At 73.5% G+C, this 21,774-nt stretch carries 22 protein-coding genes; 12 read left to right on the top strand and 10 right to left on the bottom strand.

The genetic code is table 11. The annotated features are described in order from the left end of the window. Nucleotides 1-19: 19 nt before the first annotated feature. Entirely contained in the window at nucleotides 20-841 is an 822-nt protein-coding gene (locus D0Z67_RS28075; protein ID WP_338058808.1) for a hypothetical protein, read from the bottom strand. A 314-nt stretch (nucleotides 842-1,155) separates the two neighbouring features. On the opposite strand from D0Z67_RS28075, the gene D0Z67_RS28070 reads away from it, so the two are divergent. The 7 genes from D0Z67_RS28070 (at nucleotide 1,156) to D0Z67_RS28040 (ending at nucleotide 7,598) form a co-directional block, all read left to right on the top strand. Continuing rightward, nucleotides 1,156-2,664 (top strand): ATP-binding protein, encoded by a 1,509-nt coding sequence (locus tag D0Z67_RS28070; RefSeq protein WP_031179402.1) that lies wholly within the window; start codon nucleotides 1,156-1,158, stop codon nucleotides 2,662-2,664. Further along, entirely contained in the window at nucleotides 2,661-3,068 is a 408-nt protein-coding gene (locus D0Z67_RS28065; protein ID WP_031179401.1) for a roadblock/LC7 domain-containing protein, read from the top strand. Before D0Z67_RS28070 ends, D0Z67_RS28065 begins: the two co-directional genes overlap by 4 nt. After that, nucleotides 3,065-3,412, top strand: coding sequence for a DUF742 domain-containing protein (locus tag D0Z67_RS28060; protein ID WP_031179400.1), 348 nt, complete (start codon nucleotides 3,065-3,067; stop codon nucleotides 3,410-3,412). The genes D0Z67_RS28065 and D0Z67_RS28060 overlap by 4 nt, the downstream gene beginning before the upstream one ends. Before the next feature lie 13 nt (nucleotides 3,413-3,425). Next, a complete protein-coding gene (locus D0Z67_RS28055; protein ID WP_031179399.1) occupies nucleotides 3,426-4,007 on the top strand; it encodes a GTP-binding protein in 582 nt (193 codons plus the stop codon). Next, a complete protein-coding gene (locus tag D0Z67_RS28050) occupies nucleotides 4,007-5,227 on the top strand; it encodes a cytochrome P450 (protein ID WP_031179398.1) in 1,221 nt (406 codons plus the stop codon). Before D0Z67_RS28055 ends, D0Z67_RS28050 begins: the two co-directional genes overlap by 1 nt. Further along, nucleotides 5,224-6,450, top strand: a complete 1,227-nt coding sequence (locus D0Z67_RS28045; RefSeq protein ID WP_031179397.1) for a cytochrome P450 family protein — start codon at nucleotides 5,224-5,226, stop codon at nucleotides 6,448-6,450. The genes D0Z67_RS28050 and D0Z67_RS28045 overlap by 4 nt, the downstream gene beginning before the upstream one ends. 158 nt (nucleotides 6,451-6,608) lie before the next feature. Further along, nucleotides 6,609-7,598 carry an aldo/keto reductase gene (locus D0Z67_RS28040; protein WP_031179396.1) on the top strand — a complete coding sequence of 330 codons (990 nt, stop codon included), beginning with the start codon at nucleotides 6,609-6,611 and terminating at the stop codon, nucleotides 7,596-7,598. Nucleotides 7,599-7,605: 7 nt separating this feature from the next. On the opposite strand, the gene D0Z67_RS28035 is transcribed toward D0Z67_RS28040, so the two are convergent. Beyond that, entirely contained in the window at nucleotides 7,606-8,061 is a 456-nt protein-coding gene (locus D0Z67_RS28035; protein ID WP_031179395.1) for an ArsI/CadI family heavy metal resistance metalloenzyme, read from the bottom strand. Between the two features lie 79 nt (nucleotides 8,062-8,140). On the opposite strand from D0Z67_RS28035, the gene D0Z67_RS28030 reads away from it, so the two are divergent. The 3 genes from D0Z67_RS28030 (at nucleotide 8,141) to D0Z67_RS28020 (ending at nucleotide 10,012) form a co-directional block, all read left to right on the top strand. Next, the gene (locus D0Z67_RS28030) at nucleotides 8,141-8,509 is read left to right on the top strand and encodes an ArsR/SmtB family transcription factor (protein ID WP_031179394.1); all 369 of its coding nucleotides are present in this window, start codon (nucleotides 8,141-8,143) and stop codon (nucleotides 8,507-8,509) included. Nucleotides 8,510-8,592: 83 nt separating this feature from the next. Further along, the gene (gene arsB, locus D0Z67_RS28025) at nucleotides 8,593-9,606 is read left to right on the top strand and encodes an ACR3 family arsenite efflux transporter (protein ID WP_234312621.1); all 1,014 of its coding nucleotides are present in this window, start codon (nucleotides 8,593-8,595) and stop codon (nucleotides 9,604-9,606) included. Further along, the gene (locus D0Z67_RS28020; RefSeq protein WP_031179392.1) at nucleotides 9,599-10,012 is read left to right on the top strand and encodes an arsenate reductase ArsC; all 414 of its coding nucleotides are present in this window, start codon (nucleotides 9,599-9,601) and stop codon (nucleotides 10,010-10,012) included. Before arsB ends, D0Z67_RS28020 begins: the two co-directional genes overlap by 8 nt. Nucleotides 10,013-10,086: 74 nt before the next feature. On the opposite strand, the gene D0Z67_RS28015 is transcribed toward D0Z67_RS28020, so the two are convergent. From D0Z67_RS28015 to D0Z67_RS27985, 7 genes are all read right to left on the bottom strand, one after another. Further along, on the bottom strand, nucleotides 10,087-10,560 hold the full coding sequence (locus D0Z67_RS28015) for an SPW repeat protein (RefSeq protein WP_031179391.1): 474 nt from the start codon (nucleotides 10,558-10,560) through the stop codon (nucleotides 10,087-10,089). 110 nt (nucleotides 10,561-10,670) lie between these two features. Beyond that, nucleotides 10,671-11,168, bottom strand: coding sequence for a hypothetical protein (locus D0Z67_RS28010; RefSeq protein ID WP_031179390.1), 498 nt, complete (start codon nucleotides 11,166-11,168; stop codon nucleotides 10,671-10,673). Nucleotides 11,169-11,224: 56 nt separating this feature from the next. Beyond that, nucleotides 11,225-12,214 carry an acyl-CoA desaturase gene (locus D0Z67_RS28005; protein WP_031179389.1) on the bottom strand — a complete coding sequence of 330 codons (990 nt, stop codon included), beginning with the start codon at nucleotides 12,212-12,214 and terminating at the stop codon, nucleotides 11,225-11,227. Nucleotides 12,215-12,266: 52 nt separating this feature from the next. Continuing rightward, complete coding sequence (locus D0Z67_RS28000) at nucleotides 12,267-13,520, bottom strand: beta-ketoacyl-[acyl-carrier-protein] synthase family protein (protein WP_051887460.1); 1,254 nt, start codon at nucleotides 13,518-13,520, stop codon at nucleotides 12,267-12,269. A gap of 110 nt (nucleotides 13,521-13,630) precedes the next feature. Beyond that, nucleotides 13,631-13,948, bottom strand: a complete 318-nt coding sequence (locus tag D0Z67_RS27995) for a hypothetical protein (protein ID WP_031179387.1) — start codon at nucleotides 13,946-13,948, stop codon at nucleotides 13,631-13,633. Nucleotides 13,949-13,970: 22 nt separating this feature from the next. Continuing rightward, complete coding sequence (locus D0Z67_RS27990; RefSeq protein WP_051887459.1) at nucleotides 13,971-16,055, bottom strand: acetoacetate decarboxylase family protein; 2,085 nt, start codon at nucleotides 16,053-16,055, stop codon at nucleotides 13,971-13,973. A 211-nt stretch (nucleotides 16,056-16,266) separates the two neighbouring features. Beyond that, the gene (locus D0Z67_RS27985) at nucleotides 16,267-16,719 is read right to left on the bottom strand and encodes a flavodoxin family protein (protein WP_031179385.1); all 453 of its coding nucleotides are present in this window, start codon (nucleotides 16,717-16,719) and stop codon (nucleotides 16,267-16,269) included. Nucleotides 16,720-16,827: 108 nt separating this feature from the next. Between D0Z67_RS27985 and D0Z67_RS27980 the strand changes: the two genes are divergently transcribed. Beyond that, nucleotides 16,828-17,469: a class I SAM-dependent methyltransferase gene (locus tag D0Z67_RS27980; RefSeq protein WP_107059502.1), complete on the top strand. Its 642-nt coding sequence runs from the start codon at nucleotides 16,828-16,830 to the stop codon at nucleotides 17,467-17,469. Between the two features lie 37 nt (nucleotides 17,470-17,506). On the opposite strand, the gene D0Z67_RS27975 is transcribed toward D0Z67_RS27980, so the two are convergent. After that, nucleotides 17,507-19,471, bottom strand: a complete 1,965-nt coding sequence (locus tag D0Z67_RS27975) for a DUF1996 domain-containing protein (RefSeq protein ID WP_031179383.1) — start codon at nucleotides 19,469-19,471, stop codon at nucleotides 17,507-17,509. A gap of 467 nt (nucleotides 19,472-19,938) precedes the next feature. On the opposite strand from D0Z67_RS27975, the gene D0Z67_RS30330 reads away from it, so the two are divergent. Beyond that, on the top strand, nucleotides 19,939-21,711 hold the full coding sequence (locus D0Z67_RS30330; protein WP_051887458.1) for a C40 family peptidase: 1,773 nt from the start codon (nucleotides 19,939-19,941) through the stop codon (nucleotides 21,709-21,711). Nucleotides 21,712-21,774 lie beyond the last annotated feature (63 nt).

The following is a 21,774-nucleotide window of genomic DNA, read 5'->3' as shown; positions in this document are numbered from 1 at the left end:
CCCGTACTCCGCGGAAACACTAGGGGGTGCGGGCGCCGGTCGAAGTGCGAAAACCGTCACATTGACGTGCGCGCGCCGGATCGGCGGGGAGTACGGCCGGGGCGCGCGGCTCCGGGGCGGGCGGTACGGGTGGTGCGGGGGGCGGGGGCACCGGTGCGGGCCGGTTCTCGCGGGCGTACGGCAGGCGGAGGCGGCGGCTGCGCAGCAGGCCGAGGACGATCGCGGCGGACACGGCCACAAGGTGTTCGCGGCCGGCGAGGTTGGGTACGGCGATGGACTCCCACACCATCGATCCGCCTGTCAGGGTGAAAACCACAGGGGCGCGCCGGACCACGGCCAGATAGGTGAACAGGCCCACCACGGCCGCCGACGGGCCGGTGTCGAGCACGGTCCCGCAGTCGGCGGGCAGCCCGAACCCCCACCAGCCGGGGCCCAGGTGGATCATCAGCCGGGCGGTGAGGGTGCCGGCCAGGGTGGTGACGTAGGCGACGGCCAGGGTGCGGGCGCGACCGAGGACCAGTTCGGCGAGGGCGAAGGCCAGGAACAGCTGGGTGATGCCCGCCCACACCGGCAGGTCGAGCGCGGGGACGTACAGCGAGACGGGGGTGCGCAGCAGGGAGAGCCAGAGCGGGAGGTCGGCGGTGACGCCGCCGAGGCGGCGGACCCAGGCGGCGCCGGCGGGGTGCTGGGCCAGGTCGTGGAAGAAGATGACGCCGAAGGCGGCCACGAAGGCGAGGAGCAGCCCGGACAGTCCCCGGTGGGCGAGACTGCGTACGGGGTCGACCACGACGGCGTGCCATTCGCCGCGCAGGGTGCGGCCGGTGAACCGGGCCGCACGCACGAGGAGGCTCCATGCCCCCGCTTCCCCCGCCACGTGCCGCTCCCCCTCCGCCGTCACCCCGCCGGGGCATGCGGTCACAGTCCAGCGGGCCGGGGGCCGGGAGTCAAGATCTACGGCTTCGGTGGATACGCCGTCGGCGCCCGGTTCACGGCCAACGCCACCATTTGGACGTCCACTTCATGGAAGGCCGCTGCTTTCTTTCCATTTTGATCATCAACTCTCGTATAGTGACCGCCGGTTCACCCAAGACGCTGTTTCTTGTCGTTTCTCGTCTCCCGACCACCCCCGATTTCCGCGAGGACCAGACCGGACCGATGACCGCGCCCACGCCTCCCGGCGACCGCCCAGCCCTCCGTACGCCCGCCCTCGCCCTGGCCGCGACCGCCGTCCTGTCGGCGCTCGCGCTCGGCGCGGCCGTGGCGGTGGCCCCGCACGCGGCGCACGACGCGCTGCTGTGGGCCGGGAGTTCGGCGGCCGTCGCGCTCTGTGTCGCGGTGACCGTGGCCGCCCACGCCCGGGGCACCGCCCGCCGGGCCCGGCGGCGCCTCGCGAGCGCGCTGGCCGAGGTGGAGCGGCTGGAGCGGCAGCGGACCTCGGCGGCCGAGGAGACGCGCCGGGACCAGCAGCGGCTCATCGACGAACTGGCCGCTCAGCGCGCCGAGTTCAGCACCGAGCAGGCCAGGACCGAGAAGGACGGCGCCCGCGAGGCGGACCGGCTGCGCCGTGAAGTGCTGCGGCTCTCCGGCGAATTGGAGAAGGCCCGGCGCGATCGGGCGGCGGCCGTGTCGGCCACCTCCAACACCGCGGGCCGGATGCAGGCGCTGGCCACGGCCACCCTGGCCGACCTGCGCGCGATGGAGGAGCGGCACAGCGACGAGGACGTGCTCACCGACCTGCTGCACCTGGACCACCGCACCGCGCAGGCGGGCCGGCTGGCGGACTCCATCGCCGTGCTGACCGGGGCGCGTTCGGGGCGGCGCTGGGCGCGGCCGATCGCCATGGAGTCCATCCTGCGCGGGGCCATGGGCCGGATCGGCGGCTACCGCCGGGTGCGGGTGCACTCCGTCAGCGAGGTCGCCGTCGCCGGGCATGCCGCCGAGGGCGTGATGCACGCGCTCGCCGAACTCCTCGACAACGCCACGAACTTCTCCCCGCCCACCGCCGAGGTCCACGTCTACGTGGAGGAGGTCCCGGCCGGGGTCATCGTCTCCGTGGAGGACAGCGGCCTGGTGATGGGTGACGTCCAGCTGCGGCGCGCCGAGAAGGCGGTGACCGGTGACGTCTCCGGACTGGGCGGCCTGACCGGCACCCGGCTCGGGCTCACGGTGGTCGGCCGGCTGGCCCGCAAGTACGGGCTGAAGGTGTCGTTCCGGCCCTCGGCGCGCGGCGGCACCGGTGTGCTGATGCTCGTACCGCAGGAGATCCTCACCAGCCCGGCGCCCACCGCCCCGCCCGCCCCCGCCCCCGCGCCGGAACCCGAGCGCCCGGCCGCCCCGGTGCGCGAGGTCCCCGCGCCGCCCGCCGAGGAGGTGGGCGGCCTGCCCAAGCGGCGTCGCGGCCGCACGCTGGCCGAGGCCGAGCGGTCCCGGTCGGGCTCGCGCGACGACACCGCACGGCCCGCACCCGGCGCCGACGAGGCCAGGGTCCGCGCGGCCCGCTTCAGCAGCTTCCGCAACGCGGTACGCCCCGGCACGACCCCCGAGGGCGACGCACCGCACACCCGGGCCGGGGAACCGCGCGACGGCGGCCCGGCCGACACCCCCGCTGTCTCCCATCCCCGCAACGAACCGCACACGCACCTGGAAGGCGACACCACTTCATGACCGGCCCGACCACCGCGGACGACACGCTCACCTGGCTCCTCGAGGGCCTGCTGGAGAAGACTCCGGGCGCCCGGCACGCGCTCGTCCTCTCCCGCGACGGCCTCAAGCTGTGCCGCACCCCGGAGTTGTCCGTCGACCAGGCGGACCAGCTCGCCGCCATCGCCGCCGGCATCCAGTCGCTGTCGCACGGGGCGTCCATGGAGTTCGGCGACGGCAGCGGCGGCGTCCGCTCGGCGATGGCCGAGTTCTACGGCGGTGTGCTGTTCATCGTCGAGGCCGGCGAGGGCGCCCATCTGGCCGTGGTCACCAGCGAGGACGCCGATCCGGGCGTGGTCGGCCACACGATGAGCGAACTGGTGGAGCAGCTCGGCGAACACCTGACCGCGCCGCCCCGCTCGTCATGAGCCGTCCGGGCAGGGACGACGCTCCCGACCGTCTCTACACCATCACGCGGGGACGGATCGGGACCGGCGCCGGCAGCCCGCTGGACCTGGTCACGCTGATCGTCGCCGAGTCGGCGGCGGCCACCGGCATGCAGTCGGAGCACGTGGCCATCCTGCGGCTGACGGAGTTCCCCACCTCCGTGGTGGAGATCGCCGCCGAGCTGCGCCTGCCCGTCAGCATCACCAAGGTGCTGCTGTCCGACCTGCTCGCCACCGGACATGTCAGCGCCCGTCATCCGCGCCGCCCCGCCATCACCGACCCCGACATCCTGGAGCAGGTGCTCGTTGGACTCCGCAATCTCTGACGCGCGCACCCCGTTGGGTGCCTCCGCCGACAACGGTCTGAAGATCGTCGTCGTGGGCGGCTTCGGCGTCGGCAAGACCACGCTGGTCCGCTCGGTCAGCGAGATCCGTCCCCTCAACACCGAGGAGACGATGACGCAGGCGGGCGAGTCGGTGGACGACATCGCGCAGGTGGGCGGCAAGACGGCCACCACCGTAGCGTTCGACTTCGGCCGCATCACGCTGGACGCGCACAACGTGCTGTACCTGTTCGGCGCGCCCGGCCAGGAGCGGTTCTGGTTCCTGTGGGACCGGCTGTTCTCCGGCACGCTCGGCGCGGTCGTCCTGGTCGACACCCGGCGCATCGACGACTCCTGGTACGCCATCGACCGCCTGGAGCACCACGGCACGCCGTTCATCGTGGCCTGCAACGACTTCGGCGGCCCGGTGCGCGCGGGCGCGGACGTGCGCGAGGCGCTCGACCTCGACCCGGACGTGCCGCTCGTCGACTGCGACGCGCGGTCCCGCGAGTCGGCCAAGGAGGTCCTGATCACCCTGGTCCGTCATGTGCAGTCCCGGTACGCCACGGCCGCCGGGGTCAGAGGGGAACTGGTGTGATGTCCGAGGCCGTTCCGCTCGGCGGACCCCGCTTCCAGACCGAACCCGCCTGCCTGTACCGGGAGATGCGGCGCGACCACGGTTCCGTCGTCCCGGTGGAGCTGGACGGCGGCATCCCGGCCTGGCTGGTGCTGGGCTACCGCGAGCTGCATCAGGTCACCGGTGATCCGGCGCTGTTCAGCCGGGACTCCGAGCTGTGGAACCAGTGGGAGAACATCCCGGCCGACTGGCCGCTGCTGCCGATGATCGGGCACCGCCAGCCCTCCGTCCTCTACACGGTCGGCGAACGGCACCGGCAGCGCGCGGCGATGATCAGCAACGCGCTGGAGTCGGTCGACCCCTTCGAACTCCGGCGCCAGGCCGAGCGGTTCGCGGACGAGCTGATCGACACCGTCTGTCTCTCCGGCGAGGCCGATCTGGTCGCCCAGTACTCGTCCCTGCTGCCGGTACGGGTCCTCGCGCACCTCTACGGCTTCCCGGACGACGAGGGGCCGGGGCTGGTCACCGCGCTCAACGACATGATCGACGGCCGGGAGCGGGCACTGGCCGGGCAGTCCCACCTCGCCTCCTCCATGGCCCGCCTGGTCGCCGACCGCGCCGAGAAGCCCGCCGACGACGTGGTCTCCCGGATGCTGGCGGACGACAGCGGGTTCACGGCCGAGGAGATCGTCCAGGACCTGATGGTGATGATGGCGGCCGGCCACCAGCCGACCGCCGACTGGATCGGCAACTCGCTGCGGCTGATGCTGACCGACGACCGGTTCGCGGCCTCCCTGTTCGGCGGCCGCAACAGCGTCGCGGAGGCGATGAACGAGGTGCTGTGGGAGGACACGCCCACGCAGAACGTGGCGGGCCGCTGGGCCGCGCGCGACACCCACCTCGGCGGGCGCCGGGTCCGCGCCGGTGACCTGCTGCTGCTCGGCCTCCAGGGCGCCAACTCCGACCCCCAGGTGCGTACTGACGCCTCCGCGCTGACCGGCGGCAACAACGCGCACTTCTCCTTCGGGCACGGCGAGCACCGCTGCCCCTTCCCGGCGCAGGAGATCGCCGAGGTCATCGCGCGCACCGGCATCGAGGTCGTCCTCGACCGGCTGCCGGACATCGACCTGGCGGTGTCCGCCGGGTCCCTCACCCGCCGGCCCTCGCCCTGGCTGCGCGGGCTGACCGAGCTGCCCGTGCGGTTCACTTCGACCCCTGCCCTGGGAGGCACGTCACGATGACCACCGGTACCGGGATTTCCCGTATCGCGCTCGACCCCTTCGTCACCGACCTGGACGGCGAGAGCGCGGCCCTGCGCGCGGCCGGACCGCTGGCGGCCGTGGAGCTGCCCGGCGGGGTGCCGGTGTGGGCCGTCACCCGGCACGCCGAGGCCAAGGCGCTGCTGACCGACCCGCGCCTGGTGAAGGACATCAATGTGTGGGGCGCCTGGCGGCGCGGCGAGATACCGGCGGACTGGCCGCTGATCGGGCTGGCCAACCCGGGCCGTTCGATGCTGACCGTGGACGGCGCGGACCACCGCCGGATGCGCACACTGGTGGCGCAGGCGCTCACCCCGCGCCGGGTGGAGCTGATGCGGGAGCGGATCGGCAAGCTCACCCAGGACCTGCTGGACGCGCTGCCCGCCGACGCCGGGGTGGTCGACCTGAAGGCGGCCTTCGCCTACCCGCTGCCGATGTACGTGGTGGCCGAGCTGATGGGCATCGACGAGGCGCTGCTGCCCCGGCTGAAGGTGCTGTTCGAGAAGTTCTTCTCCACCCAGACCCCGCCCGCCGAGGTCATAGCCACCCTGACCGAGCTGGCCGGGATGATGGCGGCGACCGTCGCGGCGAAGCGTGCCGAGCCGGGCGACGACCTCACCAGCGCGCTGATCCTCGCCTCGGCGGACGGCGACCACCTCACGGACGAGGAGATCGTCGCCACCCTCCAGCTGATGATCGCCGCCGGGCACGAGACGACGATCTCGCTGATCGTCAACGCGGTCGTCAACCTCTCCACCCACCCCGGTCAGCGGGAGCTGGTGCTGTCCGGGCAGGCGGACTGGTCGGCGGTGGTCGAGGAGACGCTGCGCTGGTCCACCCCGACCTCGCACGTGCTGATCCGGTTCGCCACCGAGGACGTGCCGGTCGGCGACCGCGTGATACCGGCCGGGGACGCGCTGATCGTGTCGTACGGCGCGCTCGGCCGCGACGAGGAGGCGCACGGGCCGAGCGCCGGGGAGTTCGACATCACGCGGGAGAGCGGGAACCGGCACATCTCCTTCGGCCACGGCCCGCACGTCTGCCCCGGCGCCGCGCTGTCCCGGCTGGAGGCGGGTGTGGCGCTGCCCGCGCTGTACGCCCGTTTCCCGCAGCTGGACCTCGCGGTCCCGGCGGCCGAGCTGCGCCACAAGCCCGTCGTCACCCAGAACGACCTGTTCGAGCTGCCCGTCCGCCTGAACGGGTGACTTGACTTCGAGCGCGCTTCAGCTCGTAGCGTCGCAGTCGCTCCGGTGCCCGGCGTCCCCCACGGGATGCCGGGCGGCCAGATCCGTCGCTAGATGGATGTAGGGGCCCGAAATCGTCCGGCGTGACGATCGAGCGCGTGCGAAAGGCTGGAACACACATGCAACAGCGCAGCCTGCGTGACCTGCAAGTTTCCGCAATAGGTCTGGGTTGTATGGGAATGTCGGCCTTCTATGGAACGGCCGACCAGGACGAGGGCGTGGAGACCATCCGGCGCGCCCGCGAGCTGGGCATCGACTTCCTGGACACGGCCCAGATGTACGGGCCGCTGACCAACGAGTCCCTGGTCGGCGAGGCGATCCGGGGCCACCGTGACCAGTACGTGCTGGCCACCAAGTTCAACTTCCGGATGGACGACGCGGTACCGGGCGACATGTCCACCGTGGGCCGCCAGGACGGCTCGGCCGAGCATGTCCGGGCCTCGGTGGAGGGCTCGCTCCAGCGGCTCGGCACCGACCACATCGACCTGTACTACCAGCACCGGGTCGACCCGAACGTACCGATCGAGGAGACGGTGGGCGCGCTGGCCGAGCTGGTCGCCGAGGGCAAGATCGGGCACATCGGACTGAGCGAGGCGGGCGCGGAGACGCTGCGCCGGGGCAACGCGGTCCACCCGATCACGGCCGTGCAGAGCGAGTACTCGCTGTGGTCGCGGGACGTGGAGGCGGAGGTGCTGCCGACCTGCCGCGAGCTGGGCATCGGCTTCGTCGCCTACTCCCCGCTCGGCCGGGGCTTCCTCGCGGGCCGCTTCTCCTCCCCCGAGGAGCTGGACAAGGACGACTACCGCCGCAACAGCCCCCGCTTCACCGACGAGCACCTCCAGGCCAACCTGCGCCTCGCGGCCAAGGTCAAGGAGATCGCCGAGAAGAAGGGCGTCACCCCGGCCCAGCTCGCCCTCGCCTGGGTCCTCGCCCAGGGCGACCACATCGTCCCGATCCCCGGCACCAAGCGCCGCTCCTACCTCGAACAGAACGCCGCCGCCGTCGACATCGTCCTCACCCCCGAGGAACTCTCCGCCATCGACGCGGAGTTGCCCGAGGTCTCGGGCGAACGGTACGACGAGGCGGGAATGCGCGCCGTCAACCGCTGATCGCGGCTCACGACGTCACCGCCGGGCGCCGGCTCCGGTCCCAGGTGTTGTCGCAGCACGCCTCGGCTGTCGTGTCGGCGTCCTTCGTCAGTCGGTCGGTGTCGGCCTTGACGACGTAGACCTCCCAGGGCTCCTTGCCGGGTCCGTGGACCCAGACCTTGTCCTGGAGGGCGTAGCAGCAGGAGGTGTCGCTCTCCTCGAAGGCGGCGAGTCCGGCGTCCTTGAGGCGGGTGGTCGCGGCGTCGACCTCGGCGGTGGAGGGGACTTCGACGCCGAGGTGGTCGAGGCGGGTGTCCTGGCCGGGGTCGCCTTCGATGAGGACGAGCTTGAGCGGGGGCTCGGTGAGGGCGAAGTTGGCGTAGCCGGGGCGGCGCTTGGCCGGCTCCGCGCCGAAGAGCTTGGAGTAGAAGGTCACCGAGGCTTCCAGGTCGGCGACGTTGAGGGCAAGCTGAACACGGGACATACCGGTCTCCCTGTCAGGCTGTATCGATCTCGGTCGATGCAACCTTGCGCCCTGGATCGAAAAACGTCAACATAGAGGAATGTCGAAACAAGAAGTCGTGGCGCTGGGCCGGGGCGCCGGGGACTGCGGCCCCGGTCTGCTGTCCACGCCGCTGGACGAGGAGCAGGCCGACTCCCTGGCCAAGGTGTTCAAGGCGCTGGGCGACCCGGTGCGCCTGAGGCTGCTGTCGATGATCGCCTCCGGGGCGGGCGGCGAGGTGTGCGTCTGCGACCTGACCCCGGCGTTCGACCTGTCGCAGCCGACGATCTCCCATCACCTCAAGCTGCTCAAGCAGGCCGGACTCATCGACTCCGAGCGGCGCGGGACCTGGGTGTACTACCGCCTGCTGCCGGAGACGACCGACCGTCTCGCGGCGATCCTCACCCGCCCCGCCGGAGCCGCATCGTGAGCGTGCGGCAGCCTCGACTTGAGGCGCCTGCGGGGCGGTTGTCCTTCCTTGACCGCTACCTCGCCGTGTGGATCCTCGCCGCGATGGCCTTCGGTCTCGGACTCGGCCGTCTCCTGCCGGGCCTCGGCGACGGCCTGGCGAGGGTCACCGTCAGCGGGGTCTCGCTGCCCATCGCGCTCGGCCTGCTGGTGATGATGTACCCGGTCCTGGCCAAGGTCCGCTACGACCGGCTGGACGCCGTCACCCGCGACCCGCGCCTGCTCGTGCCCTCCCTGGTCCTCAACTGGCTCGTGGGACCAGCCCTGATGTTCGCGCTGGCCTGGCTGTTCCTGCCCGGCCTGCCGGAGTACCGCACCGGGCTGATCATCGTCGGGCTGGCGCGCTGCATCGCCATGGTCATCATCTGGAACGACCTGGCCTGCGGCGACCGCGAGGCGGCCGCCGTCCTCGTCGCGCTCAACTCGGTGTTCCAGGTCATCGCCTTCGGCGTGCTGGGCTGGTTCTACCTCACCGTCCTGCCCGGCCTGCTCGGCCTGGAGCAGACCGCACTGGACGTGTCGGGGTGGGCGATCGCCCGCTCGGTGCTCGTCTTCCTCGGCATCCCGCTGCTCGCCGGGTTCCTCACCCGCCGCTTGGGCGAGAGGGCCAGGGGCCGCGCCTGGTACGAGGCCCGGTTCCTCCCCCGGATCGGACCGTACGCCCTGTACGGGCTGCTGTTCACCGTCGTCGTGCTGTTCGCCCTCCAGGGCGACGCCATCACCTCCCGGCCCCTCGACGTCGCCCGGATCGCGCTCCCGCTGCTGGTCTACTTCGCGCTGATGTGGGCCGGATCGATGGTGCTGGGACGAGTTGTCGGCCTGAACCACGCCAAAGCCACCACGCTCGCTTTCACGGCAGCGGGAAACAACTTCGAGCTGGCCATCGCCGTCGCCGTCGCCACCTTCGGCGCCACCAGCGGTCAGGCTCTCGCCGGCGTGGTCGGCCCGCTCATCGAGGTCCCCGTCCTCATCGGCCTGGTCCACGTCGCCCTCGCCGCCCGGCACCGCTTCCCAACGCCCCCCGCCGCCGTCACCCCCAGGGACACCGCCCGTGCCTGAGACCAAGCCCTCCGTCCTGTTCGTGTGCGTCCACAACGCCGGACGCTCGCAGATGGCGGCCGCCTTCCTCGCTCAACTCGCGGGGAACCGCGTCGAGGTGAGGTCCGCCGGTTCCGCCCCCGCCGACGCGGTCAATCCCGCCGTGGTCGCGGCGATGGCCGAGGCCGGCATCGACCTCTCCGCCCGGACCCCGAAGATCCTGACCACCGACGCCGTACGCGCCTCGGACATCGTGATCAGCATGGGCTGCGGCGACGCCTGTCCGGTCTTCCCCGGCAAGCGGTACCTCGACTGGACCCTCGACGACCCCGCCGGACAGGGCGTGGCCGCCGTCCGCCCCATCCGTGACGACATCGAACGACGTGTCCGCGGTCTCCTCGCCGACCTCGGCATCCGGTCCGCCTAGCGAAGGGCGCGGAGACGTGACACTCCATCGGCCGGGACCCGCGTGCTGTCGCGGGTCCCGGCCGGTGTGGTTCTCTATCGGCCCATCATCCCGGCCGCCCGGTTCCGGTGGCGGGGGCCGCCGGCCCGGTTGGCCGCTGTGGCCGCCAGAGCCAGGCACAGGCCCACCGCTCCGGCGACGACGTTGCTGATGATCGTGCGGGTCGTGATGACGTTGCCCGCCACCACCCAGGGGGAGATGATCATCCAGATGCCGATGAGGGCGGCGGCCCAGGCGCGGGCGTGGGTGCGCTCGTAGGCATGGCCGAAGCCGCTCATCAGCAGGGCGTAGGCGACGCCCGCGATCAGGTTGGTCACCGCGAGGGTGGTGAGGCCGTTGAACCCCGTGATCCACGGGGACGCCGCCATGTACAGCCCCGTGATCAGGGCCATCGCCTCGACGGCCTGTCCCGCTTGCGTCGCGGCCGCCCGCTCCGCGAGCACGAAGCGCTCCCGCATCTCCAGGACGTCCGGGTGCGTCTCCATCGTGGTGTGCATTCGTTCCGTCATGATCGCGCCTCCCGGGACGGGACGCCAGTCTCAGGACTTCCCGTCCTTATGTGGATTTGACACGCCCCGGGTACCCCCCGGAAACACCGCACACCCGGAGAGAACGGGAATCACTTCGCCGGCTTCAGATCCGTGATCTTGCGCGTCGTCAGGTCGGACTGGACGTCGATCCGGCTGACCTCGGGGTGCTTGCCGTCGCTCCAGGTCAGCGTGACCCTGGCGGTGGCGTGGCCCATGCCGGAGCCGGTGTAGGCGACCTTCCACTTCACGGGGACGTTCTGCGCGAAGAGGATGCCGTCGGCGTGGTTCCTCTTCTCCCAGGCGTCGACCTTCTTGCGGGCGGACGCGGAGAGGTAGAAGTTCCGCAGGGCCTTGGCGTCGGCGCCCGCCGCCGGGTCCTCGGTGTCCCAGACGGCGTCGATGTAGGCGCCGTAGAAGTCGGTGATCCGCTGGGTGACATTGCGCGGGTCGCCCTGGGCGGAGGTCGCGGCGGCGGGGCGGGCCGGGGTGGAGGTGGTGCCCGCCAGCGCCGGGGTGACGGCGGCCAGGGCGAGGCCCGCGGCGAGGGCGGTGACGGTCAGCGGAGTCGTACGAATGCGGATGGACATGTGTCTCGATTCCCCGGATTCCACGCGACCGGGCCGATCCCGGTCGTTGACGGTGCCTAAGACCGCAATTCTCGCGCGCCGGTTCCCGGTTCCGGCGCTTTGCCCTCGCGGCGTCGCGCCCGCATCCGGCCGGCGTCCGGCCAGCGCACGTCGTAGGCCCAGCCGAGCCCCTCGAACCAGCGGATCAGCCGGGCGCTGGCGTCCAGTTGGCCGGTGAGGACGCCGTGCCGGGCGCTGGTCGGGTCGGCGTGGTGGAGGTTGTGCCAGGACTCGCCGAACGACAGCGGGGCCAGCCACCACACGTTGCCGGAGCGGTCCCGGCTGCGGAACGGATGCGAACCGGCGGCGTGGCAGATGGAGTTGATGGACCAGGTCACATGGTGCACCAGGCAGATCCGCACCAGCCCGGCCCAGAAGAACGCCGTCGCCGCGCCCGCCCAGGTCCCGGTGACCAGCAGCCCGAGCAGGGCGGGCAGCGCCAGCGAGAGCACCACGAACACCCCGAAGCCCCGGGAGATCAGCCGCAGCGCCGGGTCCCGCTCCAGGTCGGGCGCGTACTGGGCGGTGGAGGCGTGGTCGGTGTCGAACAGCCAGCCGAGGTGGGCGTGGAACATGCCCTTGGCGAGCGCGCCGGGGGTGCGGCCGTAGCGCCAGGGCGAGTGCGGGTCGCCGTCGCGGTCGGAGTAGCGGTGGTGCTTGCGGTGGTCGGCGACCCAGGTGAACAGCGGCCCCTGCACGGCGAGGCTCCCCGCGACGGCGAGTGCGATCCGCAGCGGGCGGCGCGCCTTGAAGGAGCCGTGGGTGAAGTACCGGTGGAACCCGACGGTGATGCCGAGCCCGCTGACCAGGTAGAACACGGCGGCGAGCACGACGTCGACCGGGCTGAGCCCGTTGCGCCAGGCCAGCGGGACGGCGGCGAGGAGCGCGAGGAAGGGGACGGCGACGAAGACCCCGATGAGGATCTGCTCGGCGTTCGGCCAGGACCACGCCCGGCCGAGGGGCGGTACGGCGTCCGGGATCTGCGGCGCTTCCGGGACTTCCGGCACGGGCGGGACCTTTCGGCTGGACACGGGCGCTGGGTGGGCCCGGTGGGGGTGGCTACTCGGCGGCGGTGAGGGCGAGTACGGCGTTCTGGCCGCCGAAGCCGAACGAGCTGCTGATGGCGGCGCGCATCGGCGTGGGACGCGGGGACTTGGCGACGACGTCGAGGTCGATCGCCGGGTCCTGGGTGTGCAGGTTGGCGGTGGGCGGGATGAGCTGGTGGCGCAGGGTGAGGGCGGTGCAGGCGGCCTCGATGGCGCCGGCGCCGCCGATGGCGTGGCCGATGGTGCCCTTGACGGCGGTGACCGGGGGCGGGCGGTGGAAGACCTGGTGGAGGGCGTTGTGCTCGGCGAGGTCGCCCTGCGGGGTGGAGGTGCCGTGCGCGTTGACGTGGTCGACGTCCTCGGGGGCGAGCCCGGCGTCGAGGAGGGCGCTGCGGATGGCGCGGGCGGCGCCGTCGCCGCCGGGATGCGGGGAGGTGAAGTGGTGGGCGTCGCAGGAGGCGCCGTACCCGGCGACCAGGGCGGTGGGCCGGGCTGCGCGGGCGCGGGCGTCGGCGGTGCGTTCCAGGACGAGCACGGCGGCGCCCTCTCCGAGCACGAAGCCGTCGCGGTCGCGGTCGAAGGGGCGGGACGCCTCGTGCGGGGCGTCGGCGCGGCGGGACAGGGCGCGCATCTGGGCGAAGCAGGCGGCGGTCATCGGCAGCCGGGCGGACTCGCTGCCGCCGGCCAGGACGAGGTCGCAGGCGCCGGAGAGCAGCAGCTCGCGGGCGAGCCCGATGGCGCTGGTGCCGGAGGCGCAGGCGGTCGAGACGACGAGGTTGGGTCCGGTGGCGCCGAGGTCGAGGGCGATCTCGGCGGCGGCCATGTTGGGCACGCTGCGTGGCAGGGCGAGCGGGGAGACCCGGTCGGGGACGCGGGCGGCGAGCCGGTCGAACTCGGCCTGCCAGCCCTGCATGGAGCCGGTGCCGACGCCCATGACGATGCCGATGCGCGGGCCGTCCCAGTCGCCGGGGGTGAGTCCGGCGTCGGCGACGGCCTCACGGGCGGCGAGCAGGGCGAAGGTGGTGAATCGGTCCAGGCGGCGGCTGAGCCGGTGGCCGAGCAGCCGGGGGGCGTCGAGGTCGGGCACCTGGCAGGAGAACGCCACGGGCAGCCCGTCGAGTCCGGGGTCGGCGGTGGCCGTGGAGGTCCCGGCGCACAGGCCCTCCCAGGCGGCCGCCTGTCCGACGCCGGCCGGGGTGACCAGTCCGAGTCCGGTGACGGCCACGGGGGCGCGCCGGGTCGCTTGACCTGCGTTCACGAGCTGCATGAGCGGTGATTATCCGGACCTCGCGCGCACTCCCCCGGCCGCCACGACCCGTTCGGCCCAGGACGCCACGGGCTACCACCCGGATGCCCGAACGTCCTTGACGTGGCGCGTCAGGTACGGTCGGTGGGCGGGAGCGCGGCGGGCACGGCGGGGCGGCGGCGGGGCCGGGACCGGCGGGGGCCGCTCTGGCTGAGCAACGTCTCTGCGGCGAGGCGGAGTTGGCGGGCGGTGGTGCGGCAGGCGGCGGCCTGGCGGGCCAGGGTGGGTCTGCTCCACTCCGGGGCGGCGACCCGGCCGCTGAGGGCGGCCGCGGTGGCGAGGAGGCGGCGGGCGTAGTCGTCCATCAGGTCGGCGTCGGTGCGCAACTGGGCTATTCGGTCAAGGAGTTCGGCGGCGATCGGGTGGGTGGGCGTGGAGTGGCTCACCATGACGGCTCCCGGGGGCGGAGGTTCAGCGCGGCAGGACGGCACCCGCGGCGCGGTGGACCATGAACTGCGGGCAGGCCACGACGAACAGCGGCCGGGCGGTGTCGATGCCGAGCCTGCGCAACTGCCCGGCCATGGGTTCGGCGGCGGCGGTGTCCAGCCGGAGCCGCACCCCGGCCCCGGCGTGCAGCCGGGGGCGCCCGGAGGTGCGGACCGCGGTGCGTACGGTGCTGTCGCCGCGCCGCCCGTACAGCGCCCAGTCCGGCTCGGGGCAGCGCACGCCGGGTCCGAGGCGGCCGAGGACGGCGATGCCGAGGCCGGGTGCGCTGAGCCGGAGCCGGGGGCCGGTGAGGTGGACCTCGGCGGCGGCGCGTATCGCGGGCTGCCCCCACAGCTCGCGCGCCGCCACCCGGGCCTCCTCGGTGGTGACGGCGAGGGAGAGGACGTGGCGGCCGGTGCGGCGCAGGTCGGCGCGGCGCAGCAGGTCGGTGGCGAAGTCGGCCGGGCGGGGCCGCCACAGGTCGTCCACCGGCACGGACAGCGCGATCTCGGTGTACGGGCCGAGGGTGGAGCAGCGGTGCTCGTACAGCGAGAGCACGGCGAGGGTGCGCGGGCCGATGCCGCTGGGCCGCATCCAGGGCACGTCGGGCAGTAGGGCCCGTACCGCCTCGGTGTCGACCGGGAAGCAGAGGTGGGCGGCGGCGGTGTCCTGGTAGCGCACGGGCACGCCGACCGGGCCGGTGGTGGTCGGCACCGAGGAGGTCGGCAGGGTGAGGAAGGGGTGGCCCTCGGGGGGGTGCGCCGGGTCCTTGAGCTGGTACGCCTGGCTGCGCACGACGGGGCCCCGGAACGGTGTGAGGGCCTCGTCCAGGTGCGCGCGGGCCTCGGGGGCGACGGTGCGCAGATGGCCGATGTACTCGCGCAGCAGGTGGGACTCCGGGAAGGCGCGGGTCGGCCCGGTGTAGCGGGCGTCGTACCGGTTCGGGTGCGGGTCGGCGGGGGCGGCCGCCGGGACGAGGTCGTGCTCGTTGGTGACGTGGCCGACCCAGGTGCGGGGGTCGGCGGGGCGTCCGGCGGGGTCCGGCGCGCCGACCGCGATGACGTGGGTGAGCCGGTAGGCGCGGCAGAATCCGGCGTCCCGCGCGAGGTTGAGCAGTGCGGTACCGCCCTCGCCGTGCCCGATCAGGGCGAGTTCGGCGCCGCGCGGGATGCCGTGCTCCTCGATGGCGGGCCGCAGCGCGCGGGTGTACGGCGAGTCGGCGGTGAGCTGCTCCCGCCAGGCGCCGACGACATCGCGCCGGGAGCCGTGCCGGGGGCGGCCGGAACTGGTGCCGGGGGCCTGGACGACGTACCGGACCACACCGTCGGGACCGCGCACGTTCTGCACGAGGACGCGGCCCTCGGGGGCGAGGGTGTCGATGTTGCGCAGGAAGCCGAGCAGCGAGCCCTCGGTGGCGAGTGTCTGCTTCTCCCGGTCGGTGAGGCTCACCGCCTCGGCCGTGCCCTGGCCCGCGTGGATCTCGGGTTCCGCGCGGACGATCGGTTCGGCGTCCAACAGGGCTCGCACGCGCAGGAGTTCGTCCAGTACGGGGGTGAGCGCGGCGAGAGCGCGCTGGGCGCCGGGGTCCCGGAAGAGGGTGCGCAGGGCGCGTACGGCCTCGCGGTCGCCCTTGGTGCCGAGGGCCTCGGTGAGGCGGCGCATGCCGGGGTCGCGGGCGAGTTCGGGGTGGCCGGTGAGCACGGCGGCGATGCGCAGCCGCAGGGAGGTGACGGCCATCAGCGCGGCCAGCGGCTCCCCGCCCCGGCGGGCGCCGACCAGCCGGGCGAGCCTTCTGCGCGCGGCCCCGGCGGGGGCGCCCAGACCGCGCGGGTCCGTCAGGACGCGCAGCAGCGCCCAGCGCGCGGTGAGTCCCGTACGGGGATGGCGGGCGGCGCGTCGGTGAGGTGGGGCGAGCAGGGCGTCCGCGGTGCGTTCGGCGACGGCGCGTACGCCGTCGGCGACCTCGGCGATCTCGCGGGCGCCGTCGCGCAAGAGCCGTTCGGTGGTGCGCCGGTCGGTGTCCTGCCCGCCGGGCGCGGGCCGCCGGTGTGCGTGGCCGTCCGCTCGCATCCGACGCTCCCTCGGTTCAGACGACGTACGACGGGACGCGACCACGTCCGGGGGGACGCGGCCTCGTGCCCATCGTCGGCCAGGGGTCCCGGGCCCGCACCTCCGTCCGGCCGGTGGCGGGGGCCGGGACCAGCGGGTCTCCGGTCCGGCGCCGGGCGGGGCGGGGGCCGCGCGGGGTGTGCGGGGCACCGCCGAACGGGGGACCCCGGCGTCAGCCGGCCAGGCCCGCCGCGAGGACCGCGCCGAGTTCCCAGCACGCCTCGGTGGCGTCCCTGCCCGGCGTGCCGGTGACGGTGACCGGCTCGGCGGCGCGGCGCCAGCCGAGGCCGGTGGTGACGGTCTCGATCGAGCGGACCGCTCCGGTCACGTCGTTGCCGCCGTGCACCCAGTAGCCGAAGGGGCGGCCCCGGGTGTCGTCCAGGCAGGGGTAGTAGATCTGGTCGAAGAAATACTTGAGGGCGCCGGACATGTAGCCGAGGTTGGCCGGGGTGCCGAGGAGGTAGCCGTCGGCGGCCAGCACGTCGGCGGCGGTCGCGGCGAGGGCGGCGCGCCGGACCACGCGGACGCCCTCGATCTCGGGCGCGGTGGCCCCGGACACGACGGCCTCGAACAGTTCCTGGCAGTTCGGCGACGGCGTGTGGTGGATGATCAGCAAGGTGGGCACGCCCGCACCCTGCCCTGCCGGCCAACCGGTCCGCAAACAGGGCTGCCCGGAGGGCCGGTATGGGTGCGACGATGCCGGGCACCGGTAGGGAACGTGAGAGGAGCCGTCTTGGCAGAGGAAGAACAGCGGGCACCGGCGGCGGTGGTGTTCGACACCCTGGGCATCGCCTATGAACAGGCGTTCGCCACGTCGGGGCCGCATCTGGCCTCGCTGAGCTGGCTGGTGGACCATCTGATGCCGGGCAGCCGGGTGCTGGACGTGGGCAGCGGCACCGGCCGGCCCACCGCCGAGGCACTCGCGCGGGCCGGGCACCGGGTGCTGGGCGTCGACGTGTCGCCGGTGATGGTCGAGCTGGCCGCGCGCCAGGTGCCGGACGCCGAGTTCAAGGTGGCCGACATCCGTGAGGTCGACCTGGAGGAAGGGTCGTTCGAAGCGGTCTGCGTGTACTTCTCGCTGCTCCAGATGTCCCGCGACGAACAGCGGGACGTCCTGTCCGCGCTGGCGCGGGCGCTGCGGCCGGGCGGGCTCGCGGTGCTGGCCACGGTGCCGGTGGACGTGGCGGACGCGGAGGTCGAGTTCATGGGGCAGCCGGTACGGGTGAGCAGCTTCTCCCCGGACGACTTCGCCCAGCTCGCCACGGACGCGGGGTTCTCCGTGCTGTCCGAGGCGCACGCCACCTTCGTACCGGCCCACGCCGACGCCGGGCCGGAGCCGCATCTGTTCCTGTACTGCCGGCGTACGGCGCACTGAACCCCCGGTCCCGGCAAGGGAACCGGGGGCTCGGGGCTCAGTACCGCAGGCGCCGGGCGCGGAGCAGCATCACCAGGCCGGAAGCGGCGAGCAGCACGCCGAGGGCGGCGGGCCACAGGTTGGCGCCGGTCTCGGCGAGGCCGCCGTTGCCCACGGCCTGCGGCTCCAGGTTCGCGGGCGGCGGCGTGGTGACGGCGGCGGCCTGCGCCGGGGCGGACTCGGAGACCTGGGGCGCGGCGGCGGTGGCCGGGGCGCTGGACTCGTCGCGCTGGGCGGTTCCGCCCTGGTTCTTGGTGGTGTTGGCGGGCGCGGTCGTGGCGTCGACGCGAGGCGCGTCGGCGGGGTCGGACTGCGCGGGCTGCCCGGCCGGGGCGGTGTCGGCGGGCCGGGCCGACTGCTCGGGCTTGCCGGGCTGCTCCGACTTGCCCGGCTGCTCCGACTTCTCCGGCTGGGATTCGACGGGCTTCTCCGGCTCGGCGGTCGCGCTCGGCTCGGCGGTGTTCTGTCCGCCGCCGGGCTGCTCGCTGGGCTGGGCCGTCCCGCCGTTGCCGTTGTCGTCGTCGCCCCCGCCGTCGCCCTTGCCGTCGTCGCCGGGGCCGCAGTCACGGCCGGAGTTGATGCAGTCGACCATGGTGCGCATCAGGCCCTCGTCGAAGACGTTGATGAAGTCGCCGTGGTCGGTGACCGGCTTGTGCTGCTGCTCCGGGAAGGAGTCGACCGCGAACAGCGGGGTGCCCTTCCCGCCGTCGCCCAGACTCGGCGCGTCCACGTCGTAGACGATCCGCTGGACGAGCTGCGGGATGGCCTTGAACCCCTCGGGGCAGTTGCCCTGGGCGTCGGCGAAGGCCACGTGGGTGCGGTGGTTGGCGCTGTCGGCGTTACGGCCGTCCCAGCAGCTCTGGAAGTGGAAACTGCGCACCACGTCGCTGCCCGACGGGCACAGCGGGTACTTGTCCTTGAGCTGCCGGTCCTCGAACCCGGTGCAGCTCCACGAGGCGTTGGCGTTGGCCGGCCCGTTGACGAACGCCTTGGCGTCACCGGTGATGATGCGCAGCAGCCGGGGCATCTCGGTGACCTTGCCGCTCGGGCTGCCGACGAAGGTCAGGGTCACCTCCTTGGGCGTGACGATCTGGCCCGCGTTCCCCTCCGTGCCACCGCCCGGCGCCCCGGCGTCCCGCTCCTGCTTGCCGTTCTGCAGACGCAGCACCGGCCAGTAGTAGGTGGACCTGTCGCCCTGGTCGGCGCAGCTCGTCCTGGCGTCGGCGAGGTCCTGGTCGCTGGCGAAGGCGGTGTTGGACTGGTTGCCGACGTAGTCGTGGAAGTGGTGGGCGCCGTTGGAGACACCGGGGGCCACGATCACGTTGTCCGAGTTGAACAGGCCGTTCTCGTTGACCCCGCACTCGGTGCGGAACGTGCCGCCCGGGGGCGCCTTGGGGGCGTTGGGCTGTACGGAGTTGATGTCCGCGTAGTCGGCGGCGACGGGTCCGTTGCCGCCCTGGCCGGTGCCGCCGTTCTGGCCCTGGCCGCCCTGGTCCTGGCCTCCGCCGCTCTGCGAGGGCGCGGCGGACTCGCCGCCGGGCGCCGCCTCTGCGGGGCGCAGGGTGCAGGGGGCGAGCGCGTCGAGCTGGTCGGGGCGGTTGCCGGCCCGGCCGATGGCGTCGGCGATACGGCCCAGGGTGGCGGTCCGCTTGTCCTTCAGCGGGTTCATCACCGAGTTGTCGGCGGCCTGGGGGTCCTGCCGGAGCGCGTCCGCCGACTGCTGGAGCCGCTGGTACGCCTCCGCGATCTGCTGGTCCAGCTGGGCCAGTTCACGGTCGACGTCTCCCCGGGCCGCCTCCGGTACGTCGGTCAGCCGGGCGCCGACGTCGGGGCAGTCGATGGTGGCCATGCCGGCCGACCTGAGTGACGCGCCGGCCGCGTCGCCGGAGCCCTGTCCGCTCCAGCCGCCTTCGCTGGCCGACGCGTAGACGTTCGCCGCGACGAGGCCGCCGCCGCCGAGCATCAGCGCGACCGCGGCGAGGGTCACGCGTCGTGCGCCGGTCGGGCGCCTGCGCCTGTTCGGTTCCAAGATCGTCCCCTGCGGGTCGTGGTCGGTGGGGGGCATGTGGCGCCCCACACCCATACGCGGGGTGGTGCCGGTGTGTTCATCCCGGCCCGGATTTCATGGCGAACTCTCAAGAAAACCGGGCCACATGAGGCATTCGAGGCCACGCAGGCGCCCATACAGGGGAGTTGCGCATGCGGGCGCCCAGTCTGCCCGTCCGAACACGGCGGCGAACATCACAAATACGTATCGGACATTCCACCCGACGACCTTCACACGAGTGACACAAGTTGGCTAGGTTGACCGCAGGCCGCCCGGCTCCCCCGTCCCCAGGAGCCCGCAGCGGCGCCTGGTACGGGAGGTTCGACCGTCTTCCGGGCGCGCCGGCCCAACTGCCCCGCGGGGCAAGGAAGGAGTCGTCTCCCATGGCGCCGGAGAGTCACGAAGAGGTTCGGCAGCGGATCGACTCCCTCTACGCACGGGCCGAGACCGCGACGGGCAACTACAACGCCACCCGCGCGATGGCGGCCGCCACCCGCAGGCGGGGTGTCCCGCTGGCCAAGCGGTCCGGCAGCCGTCCGGACCCGGCGCTCGACGCCGTGACCCGCCAGTGGTTCGACGCGGCCCGCGCCAAGGCGGGACCGACCGTGGCCGCCGCGCTCCCGGCCGACCGAATGCCCGACAACGGCCCTGCCGTGGAACGCACTTGGACCGCCGCCGAGCTGGGCCTGCCCAGCCTCGAACCGGAGACGCCCGCGCTGCCCGCGGGCCCCTCGCAGCGTCCGGTGGCCGAGCTGACCGCTGGCACGCCGGCCGCCCCGGCACTGGAGGCGGCGGGTACGGTGGCCGCGCTTCCGCCGGCCGCACCGGTGGCGGCACTGCCGGCTCCGCCGAGCGCGCCCCAGCCGAATCTCCCCGCCCTGCCGGCCGGTGGGCCGGACCTCACGGGCGCGCCCGCGCCGGCACCGACCGGTGGCACCCCCGGAGCGTTGCCGGGCCGGCCCGCCGGGCCGAGCCGTCGCTCCCCCGCCGACCTCAAGGCGGGCAACCGCCGCAAGCTCGCCTCCGCCAAGGACCTGCTGTCCCGTCACTCCTGGAACGCCGCCCCGGCCCAGGCGTGGGGCGCACAGACTGCCGCGCCGGGGATCGCCAGCTCCGGCGCGGCGCAGACACCGGCCGCCCCGACGGGCCAGTGGGCGGTACCGGCCTCCGTCACGGACACCGGCCCGCTGACGTATCCGATGCCGGGCGCGCTGGGTGACACCGGCTCGCTGCCGTACCCGATCCCGGGCCCGCTGAGCGACACCGGCGGTCTGAGCTACCTGGCCCCGGCCCCGCAGACCGACACGGGCACGCTGCCGGCCGTGGACACCAGCGCGTTCGCGCCCGGCTACGGCACCGGTTCGTTCCCGGCGGCGGCCGCACCGGCGCCGACGTACGACACGGGGTCGTTCCCCGCTGTACCTCCGGTGGCCGAGGCGGTCCCGGTGCCGACGTACGGGACGGGTTCGTTCCCGGGCGTACCTCCGGTGGCCGAGGCGGCCCCGGCCCCTGCGTACGGCACGGGTGTGTTCCCGGCGGCCCCCGCCTTCCAGCCCGCGCCCTCCGCACCGGCACCGGCACCCGCACCGGCACCCGCCTTCTCCTCCGCGCCGCCTGCGACCCAGGCAGCCCCGGCCCCCGCCTTCGAGCCCGCGCCCCCTGCGACCGCCGCGCCCGCCCCGGCACCGGCGCCCGCCTTCCAGCCCGCACCGCCAACGCCCCCCGCCCCCGCCACACAGACCGGCACCTTCTCCACCACCCCCCTGGCCCCCCGCCCCGCCACCGAGTCCGCCCACGTCGTCCGCGCCGCGAAGGCCATCGCGTTCGCCGCCGCTCAGGTCGGCAAGCCGTGCGTCTGGGGGGCCACCGGGCCCGACTCGTTCGACTGCTCCAGCCTCACGCAGGGCGCCTGGCGCACGGCCGGGGTCGAGCTGCCGAGGGCCGCGCACGAGCAGGCGTCGGCCGGTACCGAGGTGGCACTCGCCGCCGCGCTCCCCGGTGACCTCGTGCTCTTCTTCGAGGATGAGCGGCATGTGGGCCTGTACGTCGGCAACGGCACGATGATCCACGCGCCGGGTCCGGGCGCGACCATCCGCGAGGAGTCGGTGTACGGCGCCGGAGAGGCCGCGATCCACCGGGTCATCAGGCCCGCCTGAACACACATAAAAGCTGTTTATGAGCCCATAGACTGGACCCGTGTACTAAGTTAGGGCTGCCTT

Origin of the sequence: Streptomyces seoulensis (assembly GCF_004328625.1) — a bacterium.
Lineage (GTDB): Bacteria > Actinomycetota > Actinomycetes > Streptomycetales > Streptomycetaceae > Streptomyces > Streptomyces seoulensis.
This window is presented reverse-complemented; position numbering and strand designations above follow the sequence as displayed.